This window comes from Oribacterium sp. HCP28S3_H8 (assembly GCF_052064775.1).
GTDB lineage: Bacteria > Bacillota > Clostridia > Lachnospirales > Lachnospiraceae > Oribacterium.
In genome coordinates, this window is sequence record NZ_JBQHUZ010000005.1 from 198,756 (window position 1) to 221,232 (window position 22,477).

19 protein-coding genes and 1 rRNA gene are annotated in these 22,477 nt (G+C 45.6%); 2 read left to right on the forward strand and 18 right to left on the reverse strand.

What is annotated here, in order from left to right:
* Positions 1-54 precede the first annotated feature (54 nt).
* From citF to ACTNEN_RS08085, 6 genes are all read right to left on the reverse strand, one after another.
* Positions 55-1,617, reverse strand: a complete 1,563-nt coding sequence (gene citF / locus ACTNEN_RS08060; RefSeq protein ID WP_441205691.1) for a citrate lyase subunit alpha — start codon at positions 1,615-1,617, stop codon at positions 55-57.
* Between the two features lies 1 nt (position 1,618).
* The gene (locus ACTNEN_RS08065; RefSeq protein WP_441205730.1) at positions 1,619-2,521 is read right to left on the reverse strand and encodes an aldolase/citrate lyase family protein; all 903 of its coding nucleotides are present in this window, start codon (positions 2,519-2,521) and stop codon (positions 1,619-1,621) included.
* Positions 2,521-2,820 carry a citrate lyase acyl carrier protein gene (gene citD / locus ACTNEN_RS08070; protein ID WP_441205692.1) on the reverse strand — a complete coding sequence of 100 codons (300 nt, stop codon included), beginning with the start codon at positions 2,818-2,820 and terminating at the stop codon, positions 2,521-2,523. The genes ACTNEN_RS08065 and citD overlap by 1 nt, the downstream gene beginning before the upstream one ends.
* A 228-nt stretch (positions 2,821-3,048) precedes the next feature.
* A complete protein-coding gene (locus ACTNEN_RS08075; RefSeq protein ID WP_441205694.1) occupies positions 3,049-3,429 on the reverse strand; it encodes an Hpt domain-containing protein in 381 nt (126 codons plus the stop codon).
* Between the two features lie 24 nt (positions 3,430-3,453).
* Complete coding sequence (locus ACTNEN_RS08080; RefSeq protein WP_441205695.1) at positions 3,454-5,028, reverse strand: ATP-binding protein; 1,575 nt, start codon at positions 5,026-5,028, stop codon at positions 3,454-3,456.
* Between the two features lie 78 nt (positions 5,029-5,106).
* Positions 5,107-7,197 (reverse strand): chemotaxis protein CheB, encoded by a 2,091-nt coding sequence (locus ACTNEN_RS08085; protein WP_441205696.1) that lies wholly within the window; start codon positions 7,195-7,197, stop codon positions 5,107-5,109.
* Between the two features lie 234 nt (positions 7,198-7,431).
* Between ACTNEN_RS08085 and ACTNEN_RS08090 the strand changes: the two genes are divergently transcribed.
* Positions 7,432-9,033 (forward strand): hybrid sensor histidine kinase/response regulator, encoded by a 1,602-nt coding sequence (locus ACTNEN_RS08090; protein WP_441205697.1) that lies wholly within the window; start codon positions 7,432-7,434, stop codon positions 9,031-9,033.
* Between the two features lie 185 nt (positions 9,034-9,218).
* Here ACTNEN_RS08090 and ACTNEN_RS08095 read toward each other — a convergent pair whose 3' ends face one another.
* The 3 genes from ACTNEN_RS08095 to ACTNEN_RS08105 all read right to left on the reverse strand — a co-directional run bounded on the left by ACTNEN_RS08095 (position 9,219) and on the right by ACTNEN_RS08105 (position 13,828).
* Positions 9,219-11,522 (reverse strand): hydratase, encoded by a 2,304-nt coding sequence (locus tag ACTNEN_RS08095; protein ID WP_441205698.1) that lies wholly within the window; start codon positions 11,520-11,522, stop codon positions 9,219-9,221.
* 311 nt (positions 11,523-11,833) lie between these two features.
* Positions 11,834-12,778, reverse strand: coding sequence for a LysR family transcriptional regulator (locus tag ACTNEN_RS08100; protein ID WP_441205699.1), 945 nt, complete (start codon positions 12,776-12,778; stop codon positions 11,834-11,836).
* A 105-nt stretch (positions 12,779-12,883) separates the two neighbouring features.
* Complete coding sequence (locus ACTNEN_RS08105; protein WP_441205701.1) at positions 12,884-13,828, reverse strand: AEC family transporter; 945 nt, start codon at positions 13,826-13,828, stop codon at positions 12,884-12,886.
* A 249-nt stretch (positions 13,829-14,077) separates the two neighbouring features.
* Between ACTNEN_RS08105 and ACTNEN_RS08110 the strand changes: the two genes are divergently transcribed.
* Entirely contained in the window at positions 14,078-15,010 is a 933-nt protein-coding gene (locus tag ACTNEN_RS08110; protein ID WP_441205703.1) for a LysR family transcriptional regulator, read from the forward strand.
* Between the two features lie 178 nt (positions 15,011-15,188).
* Here ACTNEN_RS08110 and ACTNEN_RS08115 read toward each other — a convergent pair whose 3' ends face one another.
* The 9 genes from ACTNEN_RS08115 to ACTNEN_RS08155 form a co-directional block, all read right to left on the reverse strand.
* Positions 15,189-15,581, reverse strand: a complete 393-nt coding sequence (locus ACTNEN_RS08115) for a DUF2752 domain-containing protein (protein WP_441205705.1) — start codon at positions 15,579-15,581, stop codon at positions 15,189-15,191.
* A 51-nt stretch (positions 15,582-15,632) separates the two neighbouring features.
* Entirely contained in the window at positions 15,633-16,493 is an 861-nt protein-coding gene (locus ACTNEN_RS08120; RefSeq protein WP_441205706.1) for a YitT family protein, read from the reverse strand.
* Between the two features lie 174 nt (positions 16,494-16,667).
* A complete protein-coding gene (locus tag ACTNEN_RS08125; protein WP_441205707.1) occupies positions 16,668-17,576 on the reverse strand; it encodes a hypothetical protein in 909 nt (302 codons plus the stop codon).
* Between the two features lie 102 nt (positions 17,577-17,678).
* A complete protein-coding gene (locus ACTNEN_RS08130; protein WP_441205708.1) occupies positions 17,679-19,016 on the reverse strand; it encodes a 2-hydroxycarboxylate transporter family protein in 1,338 nt (445 codons plus the stop codon).
* Between the two features lie 164 nt (positions 19,017-19,180).
* Complete coding sequence (locus ACTNEN_RS08135; protein ID WP_441205709.1) at positions 19,181-19,693, reverse strand: shikimate kinase; 513 nt, start codon at positions 19,691-19,693, stop codon at positions 19,181-19,183.
* An 8-nt stretch (positions 19,694-19,701) separates the two neighbouring features.
* Positions 19,702-20,448, reverse strand: coding sequence for a type I 3-dehydroquinate dehydratase (gene aroD, locus ACTNEN_RS08140; RefSeq protein ID WP_441205710.1), 747 nt, complete (start codon positions 20,446-20,448; stop codon positions 19,702-19,704).
* A gap of 30 nt (positions 20,449-20,478) precedes the next feature.
* Positions 20,479-20,958, reverse strand: coding sequence for a transcriptional regulator NrdR (gene nrdR, locus ACTNEN_RS08145; RefSeq protein ID WP_441205712.1), 480 nt, complete (start codon positions 20,956-20,958; stop codon positions 20,479-20,481).
* Between the two features lie 20 nt (positions 20,959-20,978).
* Positions 20,979-22,013, reverse strand: coding sequence for a DUF975 family protein (locus ACTNEN_RS08150; protein WP_441205713.1), 1,035 nt, complete (start codon positions 22,011-22,013; stop codon positions 20,979-20,981).
* Positions 22,014-22,329: 316 nt separating this feature from the next.
* A 23S ribosomal RNA gene (locus ACTNEN_RS08155) occupies positions 22,330-22,477 on the reverse strand; the annotation flags it as partial.

Genomic DNA, 22,477 nt, shown 5'->3' on the forward strand with positions numbered 1-22,477 from the left:
TTATGAAACGCACGTAATATTTGATCAGACATTTTACGTGGGTTCTAAAGGATATTAATCCTTAAATTCAAAAGGCTTAACCTCACGTACAACATCCATGATGGATCCGTCTCTTGCCTCGATGATACCAACTACACGATCGCCGAACTGAACCTTTTCCGGAGCACCTGTGATAGAGTAAGCAATATCTCTCAGCTCTTCAATCGTCTTGATTGGAAGACCCTTATCCTTGGTTGCCTCGATGAGATCCTGTCTCTTAGGATTGATTGCAATACCGTAGTCTGTAACAACAACATCAACGTCCTCACCCGGAGTGGTTACTGTTGTACAATCTGTGCAAATGGTCGGAATTCTGCCCTGCATAATCGGAGCGATCACGATCGTGCACTTTGCACCTGCTGCTGTATCCGGATGTCCGCCCTGTGCACCGGTGATGACACCATCAGAGCCTACAACCACGTTACAGTTGAAGTGTGTATCTACTTCCAGCGCTGCAAGGATGACAAAATCAAGCTTGTTTACATATGCGCCCTTATTAAACGGGTTGGCATACTCATCTGCCGTAATATAGAAATGTCTTGGATTGGTTGCTGCAGAGTGAATTGCATCCTGGTCAAAGTCCTGTGTATCTACAAGAGTGCCGATCAGACCCTCATCCAGCAGATCGCACATTGGCTTGGCAATACCGCCGACACCAAAAGACATATGGATGTTTCTCTCTCTCATCACTTCTGCAAGATACTTGGTAGAAGCGATGGAAGCGCCGCCGACACCGGTCTGGTATGAAAATCCCTCTTTAAAGTAAGGAGTCTCAATCAGGAAATCTGTGCAGTACTTCGCCATGAGCAGCTTTCTCTGATCAGAGGTTGGCTTTGCAGCTCCGGTTGCAATCTTGGTCGGATCACCGATCTCATCAACCTTTACAACATAGTCTACCTTAACCTGTGAAATCTGTGCCGGAAGGTTAGGGAATGGAACCAGTGTATCTGTTACCGCTACGACCTTATCCGCATAATCTGCGTCAACTGCAGAGTAGGAAAGCACACCGCAATCTGCCTTACCACCATTTGCGTTCAGATTGCCATACTCATCTGCAGTAGGAGCACCGATAAACGCAATATCAATATGTGTCTCGCCGGTCATAATGGCTCTGGCACGAGCACCGTGAGAACGCATGATGGCAAGTCCCTTAAGTCTGCCCTCGGAAATTGCCTTACCGATGTTGCCACGCACACCGGAAGACTCAATGTGTGTAATGGTGCCATCGTCAATCATATAAACGATCGGATCGTTCTGTGAGCCAAGAGAAGATGCACAGATAGTGATATCCTTGATACCCATCTTGTGGGCCTCTTCCATAACCATGTTGAGGACCTTATCGCCGTTACGGAAATGATGGTGGAAGCTGAGTGTCATACCATCCTTGATTCCGCACTTTACAAGTACATCATGAATGGAATCTACGAGCTTGGAGCCATTGGAATTAATGACACACTTTACCTTGTGGGAAGCTGTCGGATACTCATATCCGTCAAAATGATGAGTGCCCTGGAACACTTCCTTGCCTGTTAATTTTAAAATCTCCTCAGGTATATCTCTGCCAACTGCATTAATCATCTTACAGATCCCCCTTATAAACACCGGCTGCCTTTGCCATCTTGATTGTTCTCTGGGCGCCATCATAGAATGCAATATCAATCATCTTACCATCAACGGTAAATACGCCGATACCCTTTGCCTTCTTGTCATCAATCTCCTTGATAACCTTCTCTGCAAAGATGATTTCCTTCGGGGTCGGAGTAAAGATCTCATGCACAATATTAATCTGACGTGGATTGATGATTGACTTACCATCAAATCCCATCATCTTGATGGTCTCCACATCCTTACGGAATCCATCCATATCATCCAGATTGGTCCAAACGGTATCAAAGCACTGAACTCCTGCTGCACGAGCTGCAATAATCATCTGCTGACGCGCGCCCATAAGCTCGACTCCTGTACCGGTAATTTTGGTCTGCAGATCCTTTGTATAGTCACCACCGGAAAGAGCAACGCCAATCATACGATCAGAGGAAGTACATACCTCATATGCGTTCATAACACCCTTGGCAGACTCAAGCGCAGCCATAATCAAAGTAGAGCCAGGCTCTCTGTCAAACTCCTCCTCGGCAGCAACAACCTTTTCTTCAACTGCCTTTACCATATCGGCGGTCTCAGTCTTGGGAATACGGATAACGTCACATCCACCGGCTACACAGCAGCGGATATCCTCCTCCCAGAGGTCGGTATCCAGACCATTGATACGTACAACCTTTTCTGCTCCTCTGTAATCAATGGTGGTAAGTGCATGATACAGTGAAAATCTTGCAGTATCCTTAGCAGTAACGGCAACAGCATCCTCAAGGTCAAGCATAAGTGAATCGCACTTGTAAATATACGGATCCTTGATCAGTGAAGGCTTCTGTGCATTCAGGAACATCATGGATCTTCTGAGTCTCTTTTTATTAGGATTTTCAATCATCTGATTGCACCTCCCCATGGTAAGTTCTTGTACTGGTCAACAGAACGATAAACCGCTCCCTCGATCCTTGCCTTAATTGTGCAGTCAAGCGCACCCTTATCGACAATGGAGATCTTTACATTGTCCACGCCGAGATTCTTAAGGGTCTCAAAGGCTACCTTGCGGATCTGATTTCCGAACTGATGAGCTACTGCACTGTCCAGAGTGAAATCAATCTTTCCATCTCCCGGCTCCACAGTAACCTGACAGTCACTGGATTCCATCGTGCCTGCAACAGCAGGTTTCTTAATTTCCATAGTATCCCTCCTTGTGTAGAGAACCGTTTTCCTGGTTCTGCTATCCAATTGTTACCACGTTTTACAAGTGACATTTCAGAAAATGTTACACAACTATTAGTAATTATAATCTAGTCTGCGCTAGAATAAAACTATCTATTTGGTACAAAGCTACTATAATCCCATGATTACCTATAGTAAAATAGTTTGTCAAATATAGCATCTATTGTATTTAACTATACCAGCCTTTTATTCGGCCTGACTTTTGTTATTAATATCTGCCTCTCTTAAAATCAGCCGTAGTTCATCAAGATCTGTGGTCATTTTGATAAAGTGCTCCTGAAATTCCGGACCCGGGGTGGTTTGCCCCCTTAGATCCTCTACCATCCGGGAGAGACTCTGTGCAAGCGGAGTAAGACTCAGATTTGCCGCAACTCCCTTGAGCTCATGTGCATTGAGAAATGCTTTCTGATACTGTTTTCTATTCAATGCCAGTCTGAGGCGCTCCAAAGCAGGATCCTGTACAAACTCTTTTAGAAGGTGGATATAAAACTCCTGATCATCGGCAAGCCTTCGGAGTGCGGATTCCGGATCCGCACCCCAGGCTGCCAGGGTGTCTATTACTGTCAATGATTATTCTCCCCGTTTTTCATCTTACTTTTTATGCTCAAACGCTTCTGCAAAATGATAGAAAAGATCTTCGGCATCAATCGGTTTGCTGATGCAGTAATTCATGCCTGCGTCTCTGCAGCGTGTTTCAACGTCATCCGTCACATCTGCAGTGAGTGCAATAATCGGGATTGATTCCGAATCTTCCAGTCCAGAACTGCGGATTTCCTTGGCCGCCTCCTCTCCATCCTTTACAGGCATCATCAGGTCCATAAGGATTGCCTGATAGTGGTACGGTCCGCGGCTCTTATACAGATCCACAACCTCCTGTCCATCTCTTGCAAGCTCACTATGGATTCCCTTGGTATTTAGAATCTTGATAATGACCTCGGCGTTGATATGGTTATCCTCCGCCAGCAGGACGTTTTTGCCATACAGCACCTGATCCTCATATGTCTCCGTGCGATGCGTCTGAAGCTCGATCTGCTCATCTGTCGCAATGCTGTAGCTAAGTTTCACAATAAAGGTTGTGCCATTACCAACTTCACTGGTGCAGTCAATCGTGCCACCAAGCAGCTCCACCAGGTTCTTGCAGATGTAAAGTCCAAGTCCCGTACCATCATGGTGTTCACCGTCCACACTGTCCTGTTCAAATGGCAGGAACATCCTTGCCTGGAAACTCTCGGAAATTCCGATACCATTATCCTTTACAATATAGGTATGGAATGCCTTGCCATCGTGATAATCCACGTTAATAATCAGCGAAATCCTGCCATTTTCCGGTGTAAATTTCAGGCTGTTGGACAAAAGATTCATGAGGATCCGTTCCACATGCTGCTGATCCATCAAAACATACCGGTTCTGGCAGCCCTCCACATCCAGATCAAAGATCTGATGATTGTCTCTTGCCTGCTCACTGATGATCGTTGCAACGGAATTAAAGACGGTCTCCTCCTTTACCGCGGTGCTGACGGATACAACCTTACCTGCGTTGATCTTGCTGGTTTCCAGGATTTCTTCCATAAGACCAACCAGATACTGGCTGGATGTCTGAATCTTCTCCAGATTATCCTTCACCTCTGCCGGAAGATTTTTCTCCCGGAGACTAAGCTCTGTCAAACCGAGAATTGCCGTCATAGGCGTCCGCATGTCATGCGACATATGAGAGAGGAAGGTCTCCTTCTCCTGACTGGACTTTACCGCCTGCCGGAGTGCCTTGGCCATCTCGTCAATCTGCTCCTGATCATCCACCTGCTTTGTCGTATCTACAAAGGTAATAACCAGCCCCTGCAGCTTCTTTTTACCCGTTTCCTTTACTGAATCCGCATTATCCTTGGCAATGGTTTCCCTGGTCAGGTATGGCGCAATACGGATCAGATAGGTCTTACCGGCAATTGACGTGCAATGCTGCTCGATTGCATTCATCGTCTTTAAAACCTGCCTGCATTGTTTGATGAGATCAATCGTGCCGAAATTATATGCAATGTACCGGAGGGATCTGCCCACATCCTGATCCGCAACATTAAACTCATCCGAAATATACTCTGTAAATTTACGGATATTGAGATTCTGGTCTACCATCAGTATCCCGACTAATGTGGTCGACAGGAAATTTGCCATGTCATCATTGAGACCGGCAAGCTCCGTAACCTTGGACTGATACTCCGAATTTACGGTATACAGCTCCTCATTTACGGACTAAAGCTCCTCATTGGAGGACTGCAGCTCCTCATTGGCAGTCAGCAGCTCCTCATTGGCAGCCTGCAGCTCGGCATTTACCGACTCCAACTCCGTAACGGTCTGCCGCAGATTATCCTTGGTAATTTTAAGCTCCTGCTCAAGATTGGAAATACGCTGGGCTGCTGCCGTATCAATCTGGAATTTACGGACGTCTCCGGACAGCTCCCGCTTCCCTCTCAGGAAGGAAATCGCCATAAAGCTGGTCTGCTGCCCATTATGATCAAAAATCGGCTGCGCTACGATGGAGATATACTCCGGCGCATCTTCCAGCTGTACCGGCAGAGAGTCGTAGCTTACCTTGTGTTTGGTCTGACGGGCATCACGAAGCACCGTGGAAACCGCGATTTTAAGATCCGTCCGGATCAGCTGGAAAATATCCAGTGTCGCAGCTCCGGTCGGGATCGACAGGAACTTGGAGCAGTCTCCATAGGTTCGGTTCAGCTCATTTTTTTCATTCACAAGCACCGATGCCGGCATCAGTGCTTCCAGGATCGAGGTATCCAGGTCATTGGTTTTATACTGAACCTCGGCATCGTCCTCCATCTTCTGGATCTGAATCGGCTCCAGGGAACTCTCCACATTCTGCATTGAGTAGTTAAAGCGCTCATGAGCCGGAGCCTTGCCGGAGGTATTGTGAATGAAAATCTTTTCATTTGCGCACAGTACCCGGAACACATCATCATAATCAATGACAGACTCCGACCTTCCCAGAAAAAGATATCCATGGTCATTGAGTGCCATATGGAAAATAGCAAAAATTGTCCTCTGCAGCACCGTCTGGAAATAGATCAGCACATTTCTGCAGCTGATCAGATCCAGCTTGCCAAATGGCGGATCCTGAAATACATTATGCTGCGCAAAAATGATCATCTTCCGGATATCATGGTGAATCACATATTTATTACCCTTCCGGGAAAAATATTTGGACAGCCGGTTTACAGAGACATCCTCAATGATATTATCTCCATACACTCCCCTTACCGCAGTTGCAATGGCATCTGCATCCAGATCAGTTGCAAATATTTTAACGTCTCTCCGGATATCCAGCTCCTCCATTGCCTCCATAAGCAGAATCGCAATGGAATACGCCTCCTCACCGGTGGAGCAGCCCGCAACCCAGACTCTGATCTGCTTTTCCTTGGGCGCATCTCTTAACAGCTGCTTCAGTACCGTTTCCTTAAGCACCTCAAAGTATTCCGGATCCCGGAAAAACGATGTGACTCCGATCAGCACCTCCTTAGCAAGGATTTTTGCTTCCTCCGGATTATTATTAAGATAGGTCACATATTCTCTCAGATTCCGGTTATGCGTAACCACAAGCCGGCGCTCAATCCTGCGCAGGATCGTCGTCTGCTTATAATACGTATAATTAATATTGGTTATATTTTTAAGAATCGCAAATACCTGTGCCATCAGGTCCTGATCCGACAGCTGCAGCTTACTGCTGGCATCCATCATGGAAACAGCGATATGTGCCATTTCTCTTGCAATGGACTCCGGGTTCTGCACCAAATCCGCAAAACCAGTTGCAATCGCATTACGCGGCATCCCATCAAATTTAGCTGACTCCGGTGTCTGTACGATGATCATGCCATTCTGCTCCTTAATGGAACGGATGCCATTGGTACCGTCAGATCCGGTACCGGACAGAATCACCGCTACAGAACGATTTTCATAAGAGCTTGCCAGCGAACGGAAAAATATATCAATCGGATGGTTAATGATGGTAGAATCATATTCTTTAAGTCTTAAAACATCCGCTTCGATCTCAACATTATATTTAGGTGGAATCATATAAACATGATTTCGCTCAACATGCATACCGTCCGTTATTTCCGTAACCGGCATGGCACTGTACTTACTAAGGATCTCCGCAACCAGACTTTTATGATCCGGCGCAAGATGCTGGATAATGACAAAAGCCATACCCGTATTGGACGGCAGAAAGGTCAGAAACTGCTGCAGAGCCTCCAATCCCCCGGCAGATGCTCCAATACCGACAACACAATTTGGCTGCATACTTAATGGAAGTTTTTTCTGTGTCAACATGAACTCACATCCTTTCACATAATCGTCTATGCCTGATTGTGTATTTTTTACAGGATTATATACTTATTTTAAAGGTTCCATAGCAGAAAATAAAGGTGCAAAAGAGAATTTTTCCACATAGTTTTTTCCGTAAAATGGCAGTTTCATCTGTTCAGTTATCAAATTAAACGCTATAATATCAAAAGAAATGTTTGTTTTTGATCACAAACACTGATCGTAAAGGATGTAATTTATATGGTAAAATTTAATTTAACCGACAGTGAAAAAGCCTCACTCTTTGACCGTTTTTTTTCAGATGGTTACGAGGAACTAATTCAGATTGACCCGGCTACAGAGACTGCAGTGACTCTTTTTTCTACCAATGCAGACTGGAAGCGTATGCAGTCCATCCGGTTTAATTATGAGGACATCAGTAAAAAATATATTATGGATATATCCTCCGATCCGGATCCTGAAAATATTATAAAGGATTTAAAGCTCTCCAGCATCGAGCAGGCACTTGACAAGTCTCCCGTATATCGGGTTCATTATACTGCCAAAAGCCAGGATGGCAGCTTACGTCTTAAAGAAGCTTACTTTATCCGTAATAATGACATCATTATTTTGACGATTCATGATATCACAGATACCTTTCAAAACGTTGTAAATCATACAAAGGAGCTGGAAAGTGCTCTGGAAAGTGCGCAGCAGGAGATCCGGCAGAAAAATCTTTTTATGACTTTGATGAGTCGTAATATACGCACACCGCTTTATTCGATTCTGGGACTCACAAGGATTGCGGAAAATGATTTTGTAAGCAATTCTTCTATAGAAGATTATCTGCATAAGATTTCCATGTCCGGCTCTTATATGAATGAGTCAATCAACGACATTCTAGATCTCCGTGGAATTGCGAGCCATGAAATCGAGCTTCAGCCGGTTAAAATCAATATTAACGGATTACTGGAAAAAATCTCCCGTCATATATCCAATGCTATGCAGGAAAAGGGTTTGATCTACACCCTGCAGACAGAGGGCATGACAGACCTCACGGTCATGGCGGATCAGCACTGCCTCCAGCAGATCCTTATGAAGCTTTTAAAAAGTGCAATCAGCTATACCGTAAAGGGAGGCAGGATTGAGCTCCATGCACGCGAGCTGATGCACAGCCAGCAAAATGTCACGATTGAGTTTTCCGTCGTAAGTCTGGGGATCGTCATCGATCAGGAGCGCTTCCGTCTGCTCTTTAAGCCGCATGACTACCTCAAGGATAAGATTGATGATGATCTTGGATCCATTGACATTGACCTTATCATTTTAAAAAGCTATATCAATGCCATGGGGGCTGACACACTTACTGCAGAGTCGGATGCCTCCAGAGGAACCAGAATTTCCGTGACGCTGACCATGCCTCTCTCCGAGGAGGCGCAGCTCGCATACCAGGATACATCTGATCAGACCTGTCCGGATTTCAGCGGAAAGCGGGCTCTGATCGTGGATGACAACGATATTAATCTTGAAATCGGCGTGAAGCTTATGGAGCGTCGCGGCATGACCGCAGTTACTGCCAAGGATGGAGCAGAGGCAATCGAGATCTATAAAAAAGAGCGCGGAAATTTTGACGTCATCCTCATGGATATCCTGATGCCCGGGATGGATGGCCTGGAGGCGACCCGCAGGATCCGCAAATTAAACGATATTCCAGGTTCCAAGCAGATCCCAATTATTGCCATGACAGCCAATGCGTTCCGTGAGAACTTTGAAGAGAGCTTCAGGGCAGGACTCACGGCACACCTTGTTAAGCCGATCGAGCCGGACCGCCTGTATGCAACGATTGCAGATGCACTGCATATGTAATGACAGAATCCAGTGATCCGAAATCTTTTTACTTTTAATGAATTCCCATACTCTTACTTCATATCTTCTAAAACAAAGAAGCCTCGGGATAATCCCGATGGCTTCTTTGTTTTAGCAATACATCTTGTCTATAAATTTTGGATTCTATGATCTCAGCTTTCTTTCGTGTACCGGACTATAGATTTTCACTCTGCTTTGGCAGCATGACCGAACTTATTAAAGTTAATAAGACATCCATCCTCTACAATCTGGCGCTCATTGGCGGTCATTGGCTGGATATAAAGTGAGATTTCCTCTGCCTTACCCTCTTTAATGACATACGCTTTAATATCATCCAGTGCATTGTTCTGAAGTGCACTCCGGATGCCAGGCACATAGATAAAATCGCCTACCTCAAAGGTATCCGGTTCTCCCTTCAGATGGAACGGAATCATGCCCCAGTTGATACAGTTAGAACGGTATCTCTTAGTGGCATATTCCTTTGTAATATTGGCAAGTGCCCCCAGTACTCTCTGGCAGGAAGCGGCCTGCTCACGCGCAGAACCATCTCCCGGCTTGTTGGCATAGATGGTGGATCCGATTTCAACATCCGCTGCATTCACATTCTGCTGTCCTGGAATCGTATGGATCACATCAAAAGCTTCTGCAACTGCCGCATCAATCTTGCCCTGCTTTCTCTCATCTTCAAGATTTCTTACCTCCTTGGCTTTCCCCACATACTCCGGATCTCTCCTCGAGAGTGTGAACTCTGCGAGTCCCAGCGGATTGGACCGATAGGAGGAAGTCTCACCGGATGGGATCAGCTCATCTGTCGTCGTTACATCATCCAGGATCTTGGAGCAGACCTTAAGGAGGATGTTATCCGTCATCTTTTCCTGCTCCGGCCAGTCCTTGATATTCGGGCCAAAGCGCAGCGGCTTTTCCTCCTCCGGCTTGCCAAAGCCGTTGTATACTCTGTTTTTATATGCCTTATCATCAAACTGGTACTCCGGAACATCGCCCCAGCAGTCCAGTGTTTCCGCAGAAGTGAGCTTGCCTCCATTTGCAGCGGTTGCAGCAATGGAGCGTGCATCCATCAGAGCCACGGCAGACATCTGTCCATTGCCCGGCTTGGAGCCCTCACGATTTGGGAAGTTCCGGGTCGTATGACGGATGGACAGCGCATTGTTTGCCGGCGTATCGCCCGCGCCGAAGCAAGGTCCGCAGAATGCCGTCTTGATAATGGCACCTGCATCCATCAGATCTGCAAGCAGACCCTTCCGGTCAAGGTCTGTGTATACCGGAAGCGAAGACGGATATACGGAAAGATAGAACTCATCGTTGCCGCAGCTCTTTCCCTTAAGAGCGTGTGCTGCTTCCACTACATTGGTATAGTTACCGCCTGCGCAGCCGGCAATGATCCCCTGCTGCACCTGGAGCTTACCATCCGATGTAATCTTATCCAGCAATGTGAAATGTGCTCTGCCTTCCGCAACCTTCTCCGCGGCAAGCTCGGTTTCACGTAAAATATCCTCAAGGTTAGCATACAGCTCATCGATCTCATACGCATTGGACGGATGGAACGGAAGCGCAATCATCGGCTTTATCGAGGACAGATCCACATAGACGCATCCATCATAGTATGCTACATCTGCCGGATTAAGCTCGGTATACTGATCTGCTCTATGATGCTTATCGAGGAACGCTTTGGTATCTGCATCGGTTCTCCAGATTGAGGACAGGCAGGTGGTCTCGGTTGTCATAACATCCACGCCATTACGGTAGTCTGTAGTCATCGAGGCAACGCCCGGTCCCACAAATTCCATAACCTTGTTCTTAACATAGCCGCACTTATATACTGCGCGAATGATTGCCAGTGCCACATCCTGCGGTCCTACAAACGGCTGTGGCCTGCCGGTAAGGTAAATAGCAATAACACCGGGATATGCAACATCATAGGTCTGGTTCAAAAGCTGCTTGGAGAGCTCACCGCCGCCCTCACCGATCGCCATGGTTCCCAGGGCACCATAACGCGTATGTGAGTCAGATCCCAGAATCATCTTGCCGCAGCCTGCAAACATTTCTCTCATAAACTGGTGAATGACAGCGACATGAGGAGGTACGTAAATGCCACCATATTTTTTAGCTGCAGATAAGCCAAACAGGTGATCATCATCATTGATGGTACCGCCAACCGCGCAAAGTGAATTGTGGCAGCAGGTCAGCACATATGGAAGCGGAAACTTCTCCATGCCGGATGCTCTTGCTGTCTGAATGATCCCAACATAGGTAATATCATGGGACGCCATGGCATCAAACCGAAGCTTGAGCTGATCCATGGAAGTGTTGGTATTATGTGCCTTCATAATGCCATAGGCAATCGTGCCCTTTTTGGCCTCCATCTTATCCGGATCCTTCCCTGTCAGCTGACGCACTTTTGCGGCTTCATTTTCCGGCACAACCTCCTGTCCGTGCACGAGATATACGCCGCCATCATATAACTTGACCATTTTTACCCCTCCTGTAATAAAATTGCGAGCAGTGTACTGCTCTTTGTACAATCCTTATACTTAGATTCTATTACTTTCACGAAATATAGTAAAATACTTGTATAGTTATAGTATTAATAGGATAATACTATAGATGTTATGTATATATGTCTATGTATATTATAGATAATTTCTATTAATATAGAGCAAGCTTTATGGCTTTAGCAGCAGCATCAAAAAACCCCATACTGTCGCCCGTAGCTTCTGCCGGCAACAATATGAGGTTTCTATATTGTAAAGTAAGGTGAATGCTTCTCTTCCTCAGTATATACTCATACATGCCGTGTAAAGGTGTCTTTCATAAGATCAATGAAATATCGATCTGCGCGGTCAAGGTACGTACCTTCTTTATAGACAGCATTCACATCCCAGAACTCCGGTCGCTCATCAAAATAATAACAATGGAATTTTTCCCTGCCGCCCAGTGCTTCCACCGCTCTTTCCGGCACAATCGTAATTCCCAGTCCTGACTTGGCAAGCTGCGCCGCAGACATACAGCTGGCGAGCTCCATAACCTCCTTCGGGTTAATATTGGCCTGTTGAAACAGCCGGTCGGTAGCTTTACGGATATATCTGCCCTTCTGCATCATGATATAAGGCAGATCTCCCGTGCATGACAGCTTAACCACCGGCAGGTCTCTACCCATAAATGCACCGCCTTCATCCTTAGAAACCAGCATATCCTCCTTAATCATATGGTCTCCTGCTACAAGCAGGATCTGCTCCTGATAGATCAGCTCCGTATGTAATCCGGCAGGCAGTCCTTCCCGCCCACCCGGGAGGATTGCGAATGTGATCCGGTCATTCAGCAAGCTCTCGATGATCTCATCTGACTTAGACTCCATTAATCGGATCTCCGTCCTTGGAAACGATTCCTGGAAACGTCCTGCCACCTTAGGCAGCATATATCCTGCCCGTTCCGTAGGGATTCCTATTTTGATTTCTCCCTGCTCTCCGGAGCCGATATCCAACAGCTCACTGCGCAGATTATCCCGCATTTTAAGTATTTTCCGAGCTGTTTCCACATACTTCTCTCCCGCATACGTAAGAGTAATCGGGTTTGTTTTTCTGTCAAACAGCCGGACTCCCACATCCTGCTCTACCTTGGACAAAATATAAGATAAGGATGGCTGGGAAATGTACAGCTTTTTGGCTGCTGCGGTGACACTCTTGCAGTCTGCAACCGCGGTAACATAGGTGAGCTCACGGAAATCCATAGACATTCTCCTGTTCTTTCTCCTGTTCTTAATGCCTTGTAGTTTGATCATAATGGATCCAGCATTAACAGGCAACATACAATTGCCTCTCTACGTGATTTTAAGTTAAAGCATACCAAAGGATTTCATCAGAAACAGCCAGAAGGTAAGTGAAAATGCACTGAAAAGCGTGGTAAGCATCACAACACTCGATGAAAGCACCCCATCATGATGCATATTTTTAGCCATGACATAGCAGCTTACCGTAGTGGCAGAACCCAGCATGACAAGGATCGCTACCAGCTTTTCTTCCCGATATCCAAGCCGGATGGCAATCGGCAAAAATATAAGATTAAATCCAAAAAGCTTCAGGAAGCTCGCGGCCAATGCCGGCTTCAGCTTACCAGATGCCTTTTTAAAATCAAAGCTTGCTCCCATTGCCATGAGTCCCAGCGGTGTAGCCGTCGCACCGACGCTGGCACAGGTCTTAGTCAAAATAAGCGGTCGCGGCAGCTTAAGTAAGGACCAGCCTAGTCCGATGAGGATTCCAATCAGGATCGGATTGGTAACAATACCTCGGAGCGTATGCAACAGGGTTTCACGATCGAGCCCCTGCTGCTCCGGATCTGTAAGAGACAATGCAACTACCGCCACTACATTATAAAGAGGCACCGCCCCGATAATCATAAGAGGCGCCATGGCGGAGCTGCCATAGATATTTTCAATAAATGCCAGTCCCAGCAACGCTGCGCTGCTCCGGTAAGATGCCTGAATCAGCTCTCCACGCTCTGCCTTGTCAGGAAACAGAAGCGAAATGAACGCAGCCAGCAATACGCTGATTAAGGTTGCACAAAAGCAGAACAGTACAAATCCGCTATCCCAGGCGGCATAAATATCTACACCCGCCAGCTGATGATATAAGGTTACCGGCAGAGATACGCGGAACACAAACGTATTGAGCTTAGCTGCGAGGACATCATCCATCCAGCCGATCCGGTTTAAAAAATACCCCAGGACCATGAGCATAAAAATCGGCATTGTGGCATTTAGACTGAATATCAGATTTTCCATTTACACATTTTCCTCCAGCATATCTCGATGAACTATGACATGGTCATGGTTTTATTATATACCATGAATCCGAGATGCAAAGTACCTGTTCGGAAACTCTGCTTCTTAAGGATTCTAAGGCAGATTAAAGTATCAAAAATACACATTTACCTTATTCAGCTGCATCAGAAATACCCTTTTCATATACAAAGATCATTTGATATCTTGACCTGACATGATAAAATAGGAACATATTGTGAGGTGAAGATCATGACCACTCGTGAATTACTATATGTCAAAACTGTCGCGGATGCTAAAAATATATCTCGTGCCGCGCGGAAGCTGTTTGTAGCGCAGCCGTCTCTCTCCCAGTCTCTGCAGCGCATCGAGGACAATGTAGGTACCAAGCTTTTTGTCAGGAGCCCCAATGGTTTAAGGCTGACGTATGCCGGTGAAAAATATTATCAGATGGCCTGCCAGGTGCTTAAAATCTTTGATGATTTTGAAGCAGAGGTCGCCGACCTCAACGATCTTAAGGCGGGACATATCTATTTTGGCATAACCAATCATCTCGGATCCTTTCTGCTGCCAAAAGTGCTTCCGGTATTTCAGAAGGAGTGTCCAAATATTGATATCGATATCTATGAAGGGTCCACGGATGATCAGGAAGCAAATCTACTCTCCGGAGACCTTGACTTCTCGATTATGCATGCTCCTGTTGCTGATGCGCAGCCAAATCCCTCTCTGAATTATGAGATCCTTGCAAACCATCCATTCATCATCGCGGTTTCTTCCAACAGTCCTTTGATCCGCAAGGCAGTAGTTACGGAGGGCTACGAGCATCCGGTTCTGGATCTGAAATATCTGCAGAACGAACCACTGCTTACTCTCCATAAAGGGCAGCGCATCCGGCATGTGACGGATTTTGCTCTGCGACAGGCGCATATTACTCCGGAGATCCGGCTGACCTCAAGAAACTATGATACACTGCTGCGGCTTGCTGCTTCCGGTTACGGGTATACGATGGTTCCCTCCGATTATGTAAGGAAGCGGCACTTTGACGAATCTCCTTATTATCTTTCCATCGACAGGAAATACGGGGCTTACTGGAGTCTTTGCATTACAACCCTTAAGGATTCCTTCCAGTCCAAGGCGGATCAGCACATGATCGAGCTGCTGCGTAAAAATTTCAAAGAGCCTTAAACGCAAAAACAAATTCGATATAACAGTCTGTCAGGCATCAAAATCAAATTTCATATAGACGCTTATAAAATATAAGACATAAAAAACAGCAGGATCAGCATACGTTAAAGCCTCTCCTGCTGCTTTTGTTATAGCCTGAGCTCCAGCATGCGTATAAGCAGTATATTTTTATCTAAACTCAATACAGCGGATACACTGACAGATTTCTCACCACTCCAAATGCTATAAGCAAAACTCCCACCATAATAAGCGGTCCTCTCTCCCATGGTCGAGGTACAACAAAGCCTGTTTTCAGGAAGCGAATGTAAATATCCCCTATCACCACGCACAGTGCAGGGAGCAGAATCAGCAGTACCGGATTATACCAGAATGCCCGCCGGAGCTCTCCTCTTAAAAGAGCCAGGAGCATATGCGTAGCACCGCATCCGGGACAGTTCCATCCGGTAATACGATGAAAGAAGCAGATATCAATATGCAGACAATAAGAAAGAGAAAGAAAAAAGGCTACAAGCATCCATAAAATGATATTTCGCGCAAGACGACCTTTCAAGCCCGGATCCCTTTGATCCATCCTGCTCATCTGATCTATACGATTTATACTGTTCATATCCGTCTATCGACATCAGTCCTTCGGTCTCATATAAAAACGACCGGCAATTTCCGTAGACCGTATGGAATTAATAAAGGCATGGGGATCAATTTCTTTGACCGTCTGAATCACCTTGTGCGTATCACTTGCCGATACCACAGAGTAAACCACCTTGTGCTTCTGATGCTTAAACGATCCCTCCGCATCCATGATGGAAGCACCGTGATGACATACATCGTGGATCGCTGCCGCTACCTCCTGTGATTTGTCCGTTATAATAAATAAGGTCTGCCTCTGATAGTTCCGGTACGCAGTATGCAGCATCTGCGTGGAAACATACTGAAATATGATAGAATACAATGCCTTATCCCAGCCAAACAGGATACCTGCACTGCCGAGGATCAGGACATTAAGTCCCAGAATCAGGTTCCAGGTTTCCATACCCTTTTTCTGTGATAAATAGATGGCAATAAAGTCTGTTCCACCGGAGGTCGCATCTACCATAAGGCAGAGGCTGATGACCAGTCCGTTAATAAGACCGCCGAAGATTGAAATCAGCAGTGTGTCATACGTCACAACCATCGCCGGTAACAGATCCGTAAAAAAACCAGTAAGCAGAATCATAATCAGCGAAAACAATGTAAATTTTTTTCCGATAAATCTAAAGCCAATATAAACAGGAATTGCATTCAACACGATATTGACCGCAGAATACGGGATCGCATGATGGAAATAAAGCTGACTGACTCTCTGAATCAGAACGGTAAGTCCGGTTGCTCCGCCCGGATACAATCCTCCTGCACGAACAAATGTGCGAATGTTTACAGCCATCAGAAAGGCCGCAAAAATAACCACGATCAATCGCTTCAGATCCTGCTTCGGTTCAAACTTCATTCAATTCACCCTGTCTACATTAGTATTTCTGAGATGCCATAGATCTCCTCTGCATTTCAGACATGTATGTCTGTAATATCACGTATCCGGACTTTACGCAATAGAAATTACATCATATAGCACAATAGGCCCTATCTTTATCTGATTTTTTACCGGACCATTTACCCGCAGGTTTCACTCGCGGATCACTACAAATCCATCCGCATCCTGCTGCCCGATCTCTTTACCGGTATCGTCCCGTACCACTTCCTGATATACATAATATTTCTCCGGATGCTCCAGCAGTTCTCTGGCTCTTGTTTCCGGGTAAAGTCCTCTCTCATTCTCTAAAACTGCCTTGAGCTTCTTGACTCCATTTTCTTTCTGTCCCGTACGTAGATAGTACTCGGCAAGCTCCAGTGCAATTTCCTTTTTATGAATCAGATTGGTGGAGAGCTTCTCCTCTTCCTCCAGATATGCAATATCAGTATTTTCATCACCCTTGGCAGCCGCAATACGTGCTTCCTGCAGCCGTATTACCTGACCGAGATTATCTGCAAGCATCTTGGCTCTTTTTTCTGCGACTTCTTTAATACGATATAAGTCTTCAATCTGAAATAATGCCGCTTCAAAGTCCTTACGCAGAATCTGCAGATTGGCTTTTTGATTGACGATCAATGCCGTTGTTGTAAGCGCATGAATCCTTAACTCCTGAGGTTTCAGGTCTTTAATCGCATCCATGGCACCGTCAAAGTCTCCGAGAGCCTCTCTGGCAAAGGATATATTGTTCTGTCCATGAGCATACTCCGCGAGATTGTGCGGGATCCCGGCATTTAAGGCTTCAAAATGCTCCAGAAATTCCTGAGGCTTACAGTCCTTATAGAGCTCTGCCTGCAGTTCCTTTAACTTACGGGTAGCATACACCGAAGCGATTACCCGGAACAAAATAACTCCGGCAAAAATCCATAGTGCAAAAATAAAAACATTCGTCGGATGCTCTGTTGATAATAGTTCACCATGCAGGTAGAACCAGGCCGCTATACCACCGAGAACTCCCCCCAGTATCATAATCAGATTACTGACTTTTTTAAAATAAACGATCATTAAAAACTCCCGTTATACAAAGGAAGCGCCACCCAAGACGGACAGCGCTTCCCGGTTTAATCTACCGTATATTCTGTTGTAAAAGTTTGTCTCCAGAACGTCTTACAGCATGAAGGAGAAGACGAAGGATGCAATGATCAGGACGATACCGCCGCCCAGACGGGATGAAAGCTGAGAGTAAGCAATGAGATCCATACGATCTGCAGCGCCGAGGCAAGCCAGGTCACCGTTACCACCACGGTTAGCCATGCAAAGACCAGCAGTGATAGCAGAATCGATCGGATAGAAGCCTACCAGGTAACCAACAGCAGCAGAACCAATAATAGCACCGATAACGATCATGAGAGCCATGATGATGTTGGAAGGAGCAACTGCTTTGAACAGCTCGCCAAGATTAAAGTCTGCGCCCATGCCGACCATGATGATGATACCCAGCTGACCGGAGAAGAAGGACTGCAGTCTCTTGGCACCTGCTCTTACTCTTGCAGGGACCAGACCTGTAGCTGCAAGGATAACAACAAAGATAATCATGTAAGCATACTTATGGATCGGTGCTCCTGCAATCTTAGGCAGAATCACAGAGCTCATAAGAATACCAACTGAGAAGCATGCAAAGGCAAGGAGCAGTGCTCCGGAAAGATCGGTATTATCTGTTTTGATCTTCTCATCATCTCTTGCAAGCTCTTCTGCGCCACGGATCAGAGTCTTCTTATCACCGGTAAGAGATGGAACCTTCTCACCAAGAGCATTGAGTGCTGCAGAAGCAATAATACAGAAAATATTGGCAATTGTCAGTACGATGATAGCAAAGGAATAGTAGTTTGCTGCCGCATCTCCTGTAACCTGCTCATAGATCTGTGAAAGAGGTACTGCACCGGCACCATTACCGCCACCCATGATCGGAAGTGTATACTTGATCAGTGTGTCAGAGAATGGAATGCCAAAGATGGCACCGGTAATTCCACCAAGGATCGTAGCTGCCAGCAAGCCACCGAGGATTGCCGGGATATAACCCGCAAACGAACGAAGCAGAATATCACGATCCAGAGAAAGAACCGAACCGATAATCAGCATGATGATAAACATCTCAAGGAAGTTTGCATCATCTGAAATAAAGCTGTTGATTGCATCAAGTCCTGCCTCTGGTACAAGGTTGAACTGCTTGAGGACTGCAACACCAAAGAATGTAGCAAGAAGTCCGCCGCCGATGTAAGTGTTCCAGATCGGTACTCTCTCGCCAATCTCATTAAAGATTACTGCGAGACCAAAGCAGATTGCAAGTGTACCAGCCATTGTGGTAGACTGTACCATCTTTGGACCATCCTTGCCCTGTACGGTAAGGTACATTGGGATAAGGCAAAGCAGGATACAGATCACTGCCTGCCACCATGGTAATCCGCCAAGCCATAGCCCGGTTCTAGCGTTTTTGTCTTCAGCCATAAAATAACCCCCTTTAATTATGATACTGAACTGACATGTAATATCATTACTGGATAAATTTTAACATAATGACATTTTTATTACAATCTGCTTCACCGGAAAAAGGTTTCATTTACATACATTTTTATATATGAGGTATATAGGCAAATACTATAATGATAGTGCTAAAGCTGTGTCAGAATCTGTGCGCAGATTTCCTCTATGCTTCTGCCATCTGTAGATATAATATCCTCTGCAAGCTCCCGGTAAATCGGGTCACGTTTCTCAAGTATTTCACTGATATCCTTCACATTCACATGTCCTTTAAGCACCGGACGATCAGTCTGATTAACATTAAGTCTTTCTGCTACTGTTTCCGGGGTCACGGAAAGATAAATGATGCGGCCTCGTCCTCGCATCAGCTGCCGGTTCACCTCACGTAGAGGTGTTCCTCCGCCGCAGGATATGATCGCATGCTCCGATGTAAGGTCCGAAAGCACTTTCGTTTCAAGTTCTCTGAAATATTCTTCACCAAACTGCTTAAATATCCCGGATATAGGCATTCCTGCCCTGGACTCAATTTCACTGTCCATCTCCAGGACCGGCAATCCGGTCAATTCAGAAAGTTTGGATGCCACAGTTGATTTGCCGCTTGCCATAAAACCGATCAGATAAATATTGCCCTCAATTTCTTTCATCGTCTGCCTCATCCCTCAAAAACATCCAAAAGATTCCTTACAAGCTCCACCGGCATCTGCCCTGGCGCTGATGCCTCATCTGCTGCCGCAAATGTATAATCAGAGCCAAATACATTTCCTGAAATCCTGCTGATTTTACCAAGGCTGCCCATTGACATTGCAATAATCTCATGCCGCGCGTGATCCTCCAGGCGAAACTCTGTAACTGCATACAAAAGTCTTGCTACATCTCTTGGATCCTTAGGCATATATGCTGTTTTTACAATGTCCGCTCCGGTACCTGCAAGCTCCCGGAACTTTTGTAAAAGCTCCGCAGTCTCCGGGGTAAAATGGAAGTTATGATACGAGGCAATTGTCGCGATATTTGCATTCGCAGCATCAAGAAGAAGTCTGTGCACGATATCAGCATCTCGTCCTGCCTCTATATCTACAAAATCAACACAGCCGGAATCCATCGCGGTAAGGATCGTTTGTAAATAGCTCTCTCTATCCGTCTGAGAGGCTGTATATGGAAATATGCCTCCCTCCGCATCGGTGCGTATCGTAAAAAGCAGCTTTTTTCCGGCAATAATCGCCTGAATCATCTTAAGCACCGGCTTAAAATCATTTGCGAAGTCATCTGCGTAAAGCTCAGATGCAAGATCATATCTCCACTCTACAATGTCCGCTTTTGTCGTAGCGCAAATTTCCGCCTGCCTGCGGATGTCCTTAAGCGTTTTGCCGGTAATCGGCACACAGATTTTTACTTTATTCATCTCTCCCCCCTAATGTATCTCTGATGCCGACTACTGTTCTGTCCCCGACGATGTAGACTTATTTTTAAGGAGCTTACCGATTTCATCTACAAAAGTATTGACATCCTTAAACTCTCTGTAAACAGACGCAAAACGCACATAGGCTACCTGATCAACTTCTTTCAGCTTTTCCATAACAAGCTCACCGATCTGTCTCGTCGGAATTTCCTTTTCACCAGTAGCGAATATTTCATTTTCGATTTCATCCACCATTTTCCGGATTTGATCCGTAGATATCGGACGCTTATGACAGGAGTGCAGAATACCATTCTCGATTTTGGAGCGGTCGTATGGTACTCTGGTCTGATCCTTTTTTATCACCATAAGCGGCATGGTTTCCAGCTTCTCATATGTAGTAAACCGTTTACCGCACTTCTCGCACTGCCGCCTTCTCCGGATCGCCGCATTATCATCCGCTGGTCTCGAATCAATAACTCTGGTATCTTCTGCGCCGCAAAATGGACATTTCATACTATTCCTCTTTCTGTTTATTACGTAGTCTGGTTGGTATCTGCATCATGGGACGAATTCAAAAGCTTTGTCTGCTCCTTATAGTTCTCTGGTTCTAAATCACGTTGTGATTCATCCGGAGATACTTTCTGAGCATTGGAATCTACGCCCTGACCATTATGAGTTGCCTGGTAGATCTCCTCAAAGCTTGCATGTTTTTCCGGGGTGTCTTTTTCCTGTGTCTTAACAGCTTCCGCCTCCTCGGGACTCAGCTCTCTATATTCGGCATAGGGTGTCACATCATCATTTCCATTGCCTTGATAGTCCTCACTATATGCGCTCAGGTAAAAAATAGACTGGGCCGCCATCATATACGGTATCGTCCACAAAAATCCTACTCCGAATGTAATAACGCTAAGCAGGATCCAGGGCAGAAAAGAAAGCATCAGCAAGAGAAAACGGATTTTCCTTTTTTTCATAATATGGATAGAAACGCGAATTGCCGTCCCGGCCTTCATGTCAGGATTATCTGCAGATGCCAGTGGTGCCATACCAAGAACCAGTGCCATATAATAGATCAAAAGTGTAGTGATAATGTTGATGACTTCTACCGTCTTTGTTTGAAATCCCATCCTTAAGCTAAGAAAAAGTTCAGGCATCATCAGCACCCAGCTGATCAACCAGATGATGATCATTACGCCAAGATAATGTCCCATTTGCCGCACTCTAAAACCTTTAAATATATCAAATGGCACACATTTTCTGCCTCTCACAATATTAAGAAACATGATCTCCATGCCAAGGGATGTTCCGATAATAAACCAGAGCAGCAAAGCTACCAGTGCCGCGACGCAGATCCCGGCACATGTAGAAATCAGTAAAGTACTGTATGCACTGCTTCCAAACAGGATGACAGGATCTCTTAGCATCATACCAGCAAGTGCAAGCACCATACTGATCCCGAAGGAAATGCTCACGATTCCGATCACCATAACCAGATACGCTGCAATCGATGCAATCCAGTTGCCATGCATCTGATGCCATGCAAAAGCTTTGATTTCACGGTTTGTCATCATATGTAATACCTCCGTGTTGTGGTCTTATACTTTTCAATACGAGGAAATTATATCATATCTTGTATATACCGTAAATTACGCCTCATAATGTATGGCAAAAATGCATAATTTAAGAAAGCTGCATAAAAAGCTGTGATAGATAACAAAGATAAAATAATAATAATAAATAGCACGCCAACGTAAAAGCAAAAAAATCAATTTACACAAAAAGAGCAGGCCATCTGACCTGCTCTCCTCTCATGCCTTGAAAATCGCATACCGCTTTATCCATAAACACATTTCATAAAACATCAAACCTAACCGGACCAAAAACCTTTTGGATAAGCCCTCGACCTATTAGTAACTATCACCTGAATGCCTTGCGGCACTTACAGCTTAGCCCTATCAACCTTGTACTCTGCAAGGGGTCTTACTCTTACGATGGGATATCTCATCTTGAGGGTGGCTTCACGCTTAGATGCCTT

What these genes read in the sequence shown, in the direction of transcription:
- ACTNEN_RS08120 (WP_441205706.1), bottom strand. Translation starts at nt 16,493, where the DNA reads ATGAAGTTTGAACCGAAGCAGGATCTGAAGCGATTGATCGTGGTTATT.
- ACTNEN_RS08095 (WP_441205698.1), bottom strand. Translation starts at nt 11,522, where the DNA reads ATGGTCAAGTTATATGATGGCGGCGTATATCTCGTGCACGGACAGGAG.
- citD (WP_441205692.1), bottom strand. Translation starts at nt 2,820, where the DNA reads ATGGAAATTAAGAAACCTGCTGTTGCAGGCACGATGGAATCCAGTGAC.
- ACTNEN_RS08105 (WP_441205701.1), bottom strand. Translation starts at nt 13,828, where the DNA reads ATGGAAAATCTGATATTCAGTCTAAATGCCACAATGCCGATTTTTATG.
- citF (WP_441205691.1), bottom strand. Translation starts at nt 1,617, where the DNA reads ATGATTAATGCAGTTGGCAGAGATATACCTGAGGAGATTTTAAAATTA.
- nrdR (WP_441205712.1), bottom strand. Translation starts at nt 20,958, where the DNA reads ATGAAATGTCCATTTTGCGGCGCAGAAGATACCAGAGTTATTGATTCG.
- ACTNEN_RS08085 (WP_441205696.1), bottom strand. Translation starts at nt 7,197, where the DNA reads ATGTTGACACAGAAAAAACTTCCATTAAGTATGCAGCCAAATTGTGTT.
- aroD (WP_441205710.1), bottom strand. Translation starts at nt 20,448, where the DNA reads ATGAATAAAGTAAAAATCTGTGTGCCGATTACCGGCAAAACGCTTAAG.
- ACTNEN_RS08135 (WP_441205709.1), bottom strand. Translation starts at nt 19,693, where the DNA reads ATGAAAGAAATTGAGGGCAATATTTATCTGATCGGTTTTATGGCAAGC.
- ACTNEN_RS08100 (WP_441205699.1), bottom strand. Translation starts at nt 12,778, where the DNA reads ATGGATTTCCGTGAGCTCACCTATGTTACCGCGGTTGCAGACTGCAAG.
- ACTNEN_RS08110 (WP_441205703.1), top strand. Translation starts at nt 14,078, where the DNA reads ATGACCACTCGTGAATTACTATATGTCAAAACTGTCGCGGATGCTAAA.
- ACTNEN_RS08150 (WP_441205713.1), bottom strand. Translation starts at nt 22,013, where the DNA reads ATGATGACAAACCGTGAAATCAAAGCTTTTGCATGGCATCAGATGCAT.
- ACTNEN_RS08125 (WP_441205707.1), bottom strand. Translation starts at nt 17,576, where the DNA reads ATGATCGTTTATTTTAAAAAAGTCAGTAATCTGATTATGATACTGGGG.
- ACTNEN_RS08080 (WP_441205695.1), bottom strand. Translation starts at nt 5,028, where the DNA reads ATGGCAAATTTCCTGTCGACCACATTAGTCGGGATACTGATGGTAGAC.
- ACTNEN_RS08115 (WP_441205705.1), bottom strand. Translation starts at nt 15,581, where the DNA reads ATGGATCAAAGGGATCCGGGCTTGAAAGGTCGTCTTGCGCGAAATATC.
- ACTNEN_RS08130 (WP_441205708.1), bottom strand. Translation starts at nt 19,016, where the DNA reads ATGGCTGAAGACAAAAACGCTAGAACCGGGCTATGGCTTGGCGGATTA.
- ACTNEN_RS08090 (WP_441205697.1), top strand. Translation starts at nt 7,432, where the DNA reads ATGGTAAAATTTAATTTAACCGACAGTGAAAAAGCCTCACTCTTTGAC.